Source organism: Candidatus Chordibacter forsetii, from assembly GCF_964187505.1.
GTDB lineage: Bacteria > Verrucomicrobiota > Verrucomicrobiia > Opitutales > Seribacteraceae > Chordibacter > Chordibacter forsetii.
This window is the reverse complement of record NZ_CAXLML010000143.1, coordinates 1-3,185: the sequence shown is the minus strand read 5'-3', so window position 1 is coordinate 3,185 and position 3,185 is coordinate 1. Positions and strand designations below refer to the sequence as shown.

At 49.4% G+C, this 3,185-nt stretch carries 3 protein-coding genes and 1 pseudogene; all 4 read right to left on the bottom strand.

Translation table 11 applies throughout. The features are described 5' to 3' along the window. The coding region (locus ACKPQ4_RS06310) for a sulfatase-like hydrolase/transferase (RefSeq protein ID WP_407680352.1) at nucleotides 1-801 on the bottom strand (801 nt) is incomplete at its 3' end. An 84-nt stretch (nucleotides 802-885) separates the two neighbouring features. Further along, on the bottom strand, nucleotides 886-1,350 hold the full coding sequence (locus ACKPQ4_RS06305; protein WP_407680351.1) for a hypothetical protein: 465 nt from the start codon (nucleotides 1,348-1,350) through the stop codon (nucleotides 886-888). 15 nt (nucleotides 1,351-1,365) lie between these two features. Then, on the bottom strand, nucleotides 1,366-2,097 hold the full coding sequence (locus ACKPQ4_RS06300; protein ID WP_407680350.1) for a hypothetical protein: 732 nt from the start codon (nucleotides 2,095-2,097) through the stop codon (nucleotides 1,366-1,368). A gap of 97 nt (nucleotides 2,098-2,194) precedes the next feature. Next, nucleotides 2,195-3,185: pseudogene (fucI, locus tag ACKPQ4_RS06295) on the bottom strand (L-fucose isomerase); the annotation flags it as partial.

Genomic DNA, 3,185 nt, shown 5'->3' with positions numbered 1-3,185 from the left:
TTCATCCGGGGTGTGAGCCACAGGCGTATGCGGTTGGGCCATCGGAAAGTACATACACATGGGTTGCTCTTTGTTTTTTCGCATAAACTGAATCAGGTGGTCGGTGTATAGATCGGGACCATACTTTCCCTTGTAGGTTTTGGATCCTTCTTTGGTATGAATGTACGGGTCCCAATAGCGCCTGGTTGATTTTTTCGCATGCTCTTCGTCTGGGGATGACTCCGCCCCCGTCCACATTGCCCAGTCATCAAACCCGTGCTTTTTCATGGCCTCTGGCTCGATCCGAAAATCGTTAATCTGCCACTTTCCGGCCGCGGCGGTGGCATAGCCCAAGTCGTTCATCAAGCGGGCAAAGGTGGTGTTCTCCTTTTTCTTCCAGTCAAAGTACCCCACGCCCCAGCGTGGCACATCCCAGTGGTTAGCCCAACCGGTGCGCCATGGATACTTACCCGTCAGCAGGGTTGTGCGCGAGGGTGTGCATGCCGGCATGGAGTATGCATTATTAAACTTCATCCCACCAGCGGCGAGTGCGTCAATATTGGGTGTTTCAATATCCTCAGCCCCGTAACAACTGATCCACTCCTTGCCCAGATCATCCGCCATGATGTAGAGAATATTTGGCTTCGTCGTAGCGGATTCGGCAACTGCATTGGATGGCAGAAGGCAGGCAAATGAAATCGCCAAGAGCACGGTAAGGGAGGAATGTATCTTCATAATTATTTTATGGGCTATTTTGAGGGCGGAACCACCGGCAGTGAGGAATAAAACCAAACAAAGATGCCCAGAAATGGAAACACGCATATTGCGTTCTATTTCTGTTTATATGCGACAGGCTTATGTATAAAGGGAGAGCAAAAATAAAAATGGCTGTCTTTTCAAATCAGCTCAGTCCCAGAACCAATAGAGGAAACCGGATGGGGCAAGTTGGGTAAGCAGAGTAGATACAATGCAGGACACTCCGAATGCGGCTAGTTTATCCAGCCAGGGTCTGATGGGTTTGACTAAATAAAAAATGATCCAAAGAGGTGCGTAGGCAAATATTGGAAAAATAAGGCAAATGGAGAAAGAATAGCTTACCAATGTATCATGCAGCAATAAAGCATCCGGAAAACCATCGGTTCCAATACCGGGCCAATCTCCCAAGGATAGATACATATGCAAAGCCAGGGAATAAAAAGCGGCAAGATTGATCAAGCCAGGCAAAAGAAGAAATAGCAGGATCGACTTTGACTGCCAGTACCTGCTAATCCCATTTTCATTTTTTCCCAAAAGCCACCAGGTTGACCAAACTAAGAAAACAAATCCGGAGAGGATGAGCAAAGTCAAGGGTGATAGGTAAAAGCTCGTCACTTAGAAAACGACGGATTACTTCGTTGATAACAGAGACAATATTTTTACGCCTAATTCCACAAAAGCAGTCAGGTCATCCGCAGGTATCCGCTGATTGGTAAAACGCCTAAGAATAAATTGGTTTCCTCTTCCATCCAAGCTAACCCCCGAATTGGTTTCCAATACATCGAGCAACTCATGGCCAAAAAGTTCACGAACCACTTGCTCATTCGCTCCTTCTTTGAATGCACTGGAACTAGCTTCCTCGTAACGAGAAAACTCGTTACTCTGGTCATCCTCATCGAAAGCACGCAACAAATACTGTTTGGAAAACTGGGGGTGAGAATCAAAATTAATGTCACGATACCCAACCATGGAGCTTAGTGAGTCGATCAACCAACCAGATGGCATTAGGGTAAAGGGAGGCAAACGAAGGGAATTTGACTGTATGGTAAGAAGCGTGGTCTCTTTGGTTTTTGACTTCGTTGTCCCCCGGTGAAAATTATAATCCGCGAGCGTAAACCGGACCCCATTGACATCCCCCACCAGCACTGTCTTAGGCCAACTGCTCCCATCCGTAAACAGCCTCGACTGATGGATACTATCTTGGAGTGCTTTTTTATCCGACTTGGTCGCCTCCCGTAAATTCAGTGATGCACCGGCATTTCTGATTTCCCTGGCCCGCTTCCTCCCCTTGATTACGGACCAAATAATTGAAACGACGATCAATATGAGAATGATCCAGACAATCTCATATTGGAACATCATGTCCTACGGTAGATTAACCCATCTTTCCTAGGCAACTCTTTTCCCGAAGTACGGGAGTGAGTGGAGTTTGTTTACTTTTTTTGAATTAAAAGAAAAATTAGCGGTAAAGCGGACCGTAAGCCTGGCAGGCCCGAAAGTCGGCCCCTTCCAAATCTGCAGTCCCAAAGGCACGCCAGGCACTGGGACGAAATACCCTCTCCTCTTCAACATTGTGCATGTAGACAGGGATGCGGAGCATCGAAGCCAGGGTCAGGTAGAGGTGGCCAACATGACCGGCAGTCATCACGCAATGATTTGCCCCCCAGTTGTTCATCACCTCATAGGTCGACCGAAAAGCACCCTGCCCGGTCAGGCGTGGAGCGAACCAGGTGGTCGGCCATGTGGGGTTGGTTCGCTGATCCAGGGCATCGTGAACCGGATCGGGAAGATCGATGGTATCTCCCTCGGCAACCTGAAGACAGGGGCCAAGACCATCTGCTAAATTCAAGCGAATCATCGTAGCAGGCATGCCCCCCTTAGTTCGGTAACGCGTACTCATGCCTCCACCAGGAAAATACTCAGTGATCGAGGGATGCCAGCTGGTGTTTTGCAAACTCGCTTCCATCTCCTGATCGGAAATGTCCCAAAAGGGCTTCATTGTGGGGTTGCCCGAACCATCCTTTTGATCCCCGGTACCATCGAGGGCGGCAGGACCAGAATTGATCAGGTGCAAAAGTCCATCCTTGGCCTCACCTTGGAGTTGGTACCCATCTGCCACCCGGGCCACCGCATCTGCACTCCAGTAAGTACGAAGATCAGCAAAAATCTGGGCACTTTGGGTAAGCAAATATCCAAATAGCATACCCGCAGCATTGAGGGCATCGTTCTCCGTCGCCAGGATGTAGGGGGCACGCTTGCCATTCCAGTCGAAGGAGGAATTGAGCATTGCCTCCATAAAGTCGCCATTGGGGAAATGGTCTGTCCATTGGCGCTGCCCCTGAAATCCGGCGGCAATCGCATGGTGCCCAAGAGCCTGTTCGCCATGACCTGCTTCCGCGAGCTTGGGGTTGCCCACCATCAGGTCCCGTGCAATCAGGGCCATTTTTACC

Bases quoted from the DNA above. Each gene is read 5' to 3' on its own strand.
- ACKPQ4_RS06300 (WP_407680350.1), bottom strand. From the start codon at position 2,097: ATGATGTTCCAATATGAGATTGTCTGGATCATTCTCATATTGATCGTC.